This window comes from Falsiroseomonas oryzae (assembly GCF_027856955.1).
GTDB classification, from domain to species: Bacteria; Pseudomonadota; Alphaproteobacteria; order Acetobacterales; family Acetobacteraceae; genus Falsiroseomonas; species Falsiroseomonas oryzae.
In genome coordinates this window covers 1-4,923 of the sequence record NZ_JAPSMD010000400.1, presented here as the reverse complement: position 1 = coordinate 4,923, position 4,923 = coordinate 1, and the positions used below count along the sequence as shown (strand labels likewise).

Sequence of the window (4,923 nt, the reverse complement as noted above, 5' to 3'; positions counted from 1 at the left end):
GCGAGGACCCCTGCCGCCTGCCGCGCGCCTGCAAGAACCCGACCGAGCAGGAGGGCGCGCGCGCCGCCCACCGGCGCGACGCGGCGGCGCTGGCGCGGTTCCTGTGCTGGTTCGCCTCGGCGCCCCGCGACGGCCTGACCGAGATGGCCGCCGCCGCGAAGCTGCTGGCGCTGCGCGGCGAGGGCCGGCACTTCGTGGCCGAGAGCTTCCCCGCCATCGCCGGCGCCGGCGAGCATGGCGCCATCGTGCATTACCGCGCGACGCCCGAGACCGACCGCGCCATCCGCCCCGACGAGGTGTTCCTGCTGGATTCCGGCGCGCAGTACCGCGACGGCACCACCGACGTGACGCGCACGCTGTGGACCGGCCCCGGCGCACCGCCGTCGGAGCTGCGCGAACGCTACACCCGCGTGCTGCAGGGCCACCTGGCGCTGGCCGCGATGCGCTTCCCCGAGGGCGTGGCGGGCCCGCACCTGGACGCGATCGCGCGGCGGCCGCTGTGGGAGGCGGGGCTGGACTACGACCACGGCACCGGCCACGGCATCGGCAGCTTCCTGAGCGTGCACGAGGGCCCGGCCGGCATCAGCCGCGCCGCCAAGCCCGTGCCGCTGAAGCCCGGCATGATCCTATCCGACGAGCCGGGCTTCTACGAGCCGGGCGCCTACGGCATCCGCATCGAGAACCTGCTGCTGGTGAAGCCCGCCGCGCCCCGGCCCGGCCAGCGCAAGCCCTTCCTGGACTTCGAGGTGCTGACGCTGGCGCCCTATGACCGCGCGCTGATCGAGCCGGCGATGCTGGCGCCGGCCGAGCGGGCGCAGGTGGACGCCTATCATGCGCGCGTGCTGGCCGAGGTGGGGCCGGCGGTGGACGCGCCGACGCGCGCCTGGCTGGAGGAGGCCTGCCGGCCGCTGTGAGGCTGTTCCCTCCCCCGCAGGCGGGGGAGGGTGCCGAGCGGAGCGAGGCGGGTGGGGGCGCGACCGACCTTCCGGGCACCGACGCGCGCGCCTCACCCCGTCGTCCGCCACATCCGCGGCTCCCCGCCCGCGCGGCGCATCAGGAAATGCAGCGCCTGCAGGAATTCCAGCGGCAGCCCGCCCGCCCACTTTGCCGCTTTGCGCGCGATGGCCGCGACGGCTTCGGACAAATCCGGCTGCGGCAGCCAGAAGGGCTCGGCCGGCAACGCGCTGGCCAGGCCGAGGCGGCGGGCGAAGGCGATGGCGCCGGGGGTGATGCGGAAGGCGCGGCGCCAGGCGCGCACGATGAACCACTCGATGGGTTGCAGCGCGTCGCCGGCGAAGCCCGGATGGTCGGAGACGCGCAGCAGCATCCGGTGCAGGTGATGGGCCGCGGCGGCGCGGCGCAGCGCGCGATGGGCGGAATCGGCGCGGCCGAATGCCGGCGGCAGGGCGCGCCAGGGCAGCTTCGAGCAGGCGATCCAGAAGATGCCGTCCCAGCAGCGGCGGGCATCGCGCGGCGGGCGGCCGCGGCCGGAGCGGTGGAGGATGGCGGAGAGGGCCTGCCACTCGGCGTCGGTCAGCGGGCGCCAGGGGCGGGGGGTGGAGCGGCGGAGGGGGAAGGCTGGGGGAGGAGGGGGCATCCTCATATGATGTCGGATTATATTCCTTTTTTCAACCACTGATTACGAGCGACCAGACATCGATTTATCGCTTTGTTAAGTCGATTTGCAGCTTTTGCTGGTACACGGCAATACGCTTCCTGGCACGCTCAACAACATCTTCAAAGAAAAGAGTCTCGGCATAAAGTTCGCCTAAGACACGGGGGGTTTCCGGATCTCGAACCTCGTACGTGTTAAAGAAGCCTTTTCCTGTGGGAAAACGCGTCCACCCGCCCATTCTCAATGGGTTCAAGCTATCGCCAATGAGGTACCCGTAGAACTTCCTTAGACGCCCATTTGATTTCGCCGCGAGCAAATGGGCATATTCATACAGATCGTTCACATGGTCATCCATATGAACGCCGGGCGCCTTGAATTCAATAATTATGGCCGAACCTTCTTTGCTAAAGACGGCAATGTCCGGACGTTTGGCCCCATTTTCATCAATCCTACGCTTGAGGATTTCATCAAAATCCTTGTCGATATTACCTTCAAATAGCTTTACTCCATTGGACCACTCAATCTGGGAGAGCGGCTTATCCGATGAAATATAATCATAATATTGATACTCTTCACTAAGTAGCCATATATCGTGCTCCGGAACATCAAGACTATCCTTTCGCATTGGAAAAAATACGCTGTGTATCAGGCGTTCGTCCTTCCGTCGGTTATCCGATGGTTTCTGGATAAGAAGCTTCTGTGCGCAAGCGAGAGAAAGTATTTCAACAATCGCTGCTCTCCTCACAACGAGTTGTGATAAATGGGCCATATCAAAATTCTTGAGTGCTGCCGTGTATTTCCAAGACAGTTCATTAATTTTACGCCGAAATTCTTCGGAATCTGGCTCTGAGTTCACAATTTCTTGCTTAAGGCTCAGTATCTCGGCTGTTTCGGATATGATGCGATCCTGATATTTTTTCAGCGCGCGCTCAGCGACCGACTTAGCGCTGTCGCCATACCGAACCCTCGTTTCTGTGTCGGCGAGCATAGCAGCTGAGACACCGAACGTTTCGGCAACATCTTTCAGAATGACATCCTTGTTCCAATCGGCTGGAGCGACCAGTTCATCGATGATAGGGTCGATCTTCTCATAGATAGCCTGGTACGAAACCGTTTCGTCAGAAAACATGTCCCCGGACGGGATCTCAGCGGGGATGCCATCGAAACCATCGCGCTGCTCGTTTACACGTCGATCGAAGACATCGCCTTCAATCAGAACGAGATGGTGAAAGCCGCTGATTGCATTATTCTGTTCTGTTCGCGTGCGGAGGTAGCGTGACGTCACGTCCTGGACCGGCGAGGACTTGGCGCACAACGAAATAGCGTTCTTTGGAAGATCGTAAACGGCAGCGTCGAGCTTGTAGTGGGACAGCTTAAAGAACTGCTGCCGCCCGAGTTCATGTCCCGATTTCGGATCACGTTCCTCAATGGCGATATCGCGGGTTGTTGATACGACGGGGAGATCAGATTTCTTGAGAGTCGTCGTCTCCAATTTCTCAGTTTTGGCGTACTTAGTCTCGAAGGAAATCTCAAAATCACCCAAGATAGGTTTCAGGCTAACAAGTCTCTGTAGTAGCGCCATCAGCATATAGCGCTTCACGCTCTCTGCAGAGAAAATTTCTGCCAGCGACTCCTCTGCATAGATTGCATTGCGTACAGAGGGTTTTAAGTTAGCCAGCGTGATCGTCGTGCCAATTTCGGACTCGTCGCCTTTCTCCGTAGTGAAATCTACGAAGTCGATAATCTTGCGGCCTTCATGTGGCGCGAGCACACGCTTAAGAAGCGCTGTGCCAGAACGATAGGTGCTCGCAATTCCCACTAGACTGAAGTGGTGGAAAAACTGAATTCGACCAGCTCCTCGGCATTTTCCTATACCAGCTACGGCTAGGTCGTCCTTGTAGGAGGTGTCCTTTGTGAGGAACGCCTTCGTCTGATCCTCTCCCAATCCACATCCATTGTCCGTGCAGGATATCGACAAATCGAGCTGATCGCCCAGTAAATCTGCTGGAAATATATCGATTCTTATCTTTATATTGCAGTCTAGAGCCGATTTTTCTTGATGTTTTCTGATAAGAAATGCCTCGATAGAGTTCGAGATTAATTCCTCTAAAACGATATATTTGTTCGAGCTCAGCTTTGTGTTCTTTAGGCTTCCGCGGATATCGAGTGTCATCGCTGGTTTGCCATTACGCCGTGCCTCAACTGCGACTTCTGAATGCTGCATCGCCAAAGGGTCAAGGCTCTTGCGGACCGTAGGCGTGAGAGAGTCGCATGAGCCAGCGATGAGCGGCCATGGTGCGCCTTTCCTGCCGCCTCACCGGCCCACCCCCACCTCCAACCACCCCCCCGCATCCAGCCGTGCGACATCCCCCGGCAGCAACAGCACCGTCGTCGTGTCGCTCTCCACGATCGCCGGCCCCGCCACGCGCTGGTCCGGTGCCAACTCCCCGAACCCCCACACCGGAAGGTCGTGCATCGCCCCGCCGATCCGGGCGCGGCGCATCCCCGAAGGCGCCGCCGGCGCGCGCACCGGCAGCAGCGGGGCGGGGCGGGCGGGCAGCTTGCCCACGGCGGCGACGCGGGCGGTCACCAGCACCACCTCCTCGCCGCGCAGCGCATAGGTGAACAGCGCCTCGTGCCGCGCGTGGAAGGCCTCGGCGACGCGGGCGGGCAGGCCCGGGGGATCAGGCGTCACGTCCCAGGGCACGGCGTCCAGCGGCACGCCCACCTCGAAGACCTGCTCGCCATAGCGCATGTCGGCGCTGCGGCGGATCTCGGGCGCGCCCGGCATCCAGGCGGCCAAGCGGGCGCGCGCCTCCTGCTCCAGCCCGGCGAACAGCGCGCGCAGCGCGGCATCGTCGGGCAGGCCGGTGGCGTCGGCGAGACTCCGGGACAGTTCGGTGCGCAGGTCGGTCTGCAGCATGCCCCAGGCGGAGAGGCCGGCGGCGAGCAGCGGCACGGCGACGCGCGTCATGCCGAGGTCGCGCGCCACCGCGCTCGCGTGCAATCCGGCTGCGCCGCCGAAGGCCAACAGGGTGAAGCCGCGCGGGTCCACGCCGCGGCGCACCGTCGCCACGCGGATGCCCTCGGCCATCGCGACATTGGCCAGCTGGTGGATGCCAGCGGCGCAGTCCAGCGGATCGAGGCCGAGCTTCGCGGCCAGGCGCGCCACCGCCGCCTCCGCCGCCGCGCGGTCCAGCCGGCGGCGGCCGCCGAGGAAGCGCTCGGGGTCCAGGTAGCCGAGCACCAGGTTGGCGTCGGTCACCGCGGGCTCCTGCCCGCCGGCGCCGTAGCAGGCGGGGCCGGGC

Annotated in this window: 4 protein-coding genes; 1 reads left to right on the top strand and 3 read right to left on the bottom strand. The window is 63.2% G+C overall.

Translation table 11 applies throughout. From position 1 onward, the window contains the following. Window positions 1-914 (top strand): M24B family metallopeptidase (locus OZN99_RS25455; protein ID WP_270938037.1); only part of this gene is annotated, 914 nt, incomplete at its 5' end. Window positions 915-1,006: 92 nt separating this feature from the next. On the opposite strand, the gene OZN99_RS25450 is transcribed toward OZN99_RS25455, so the two are convergent. From OZN99_RS25450 to OZN99_RS25440, 3 genes are all read right to left on the bottom strand, one after another. Continuing rightward, on the bottom strand, window positions 1,007-1,597 hold the full coding sequence (locus tag OZN99_RS25450) for a transposase (protein WP_270938036.1): 591 nt from the start codon (window positions 1,595-1,597) through the stop codon (window positions 1,007-1,009). A 64-nt stretch (window positions 1,598-1,661) separates the two neighbouring features. Next, on the bottom strand, window positions 1,662-3,788 hold the full coding sequence (locus OZN99_RS25445) for a hypothetical protein (protein ID WP_270938035.1): 2,127 nt from the start codon (window positions 3,786-3,788) through the stop codon (window positions 1,662-1,664). Window positions 3,789-3,929: 141 nt separating this feature from the next. Further along, window positions 3,930-4,923 (bottom strand): hydantoinase/oxoprolinase family protein (locus tag OZN99_RS25440; protein ID WP_270938034.1); only part of this gene is annotated, 994 nt, incomplete at its 5' end.

What these genes read in the sequence shown, in the direction of transcription:
- OZN99_RS25450 (WP_270938036.1), bottom strand. Translation starts at nt 1,597, where the DNA reads ATGCCCCCTCCTCCCCCAGCCTTCCCCCTCCGCCGCTCCACCCCCCGC.
- OZN99_RS25445 (WP_270938035.1), bottom strand. Translation starts at nt 3,788, where the DNA reads ATGACACTCGATATCCGCGGAAGCCTAAAGAACACAAAGCTGAGCTCG.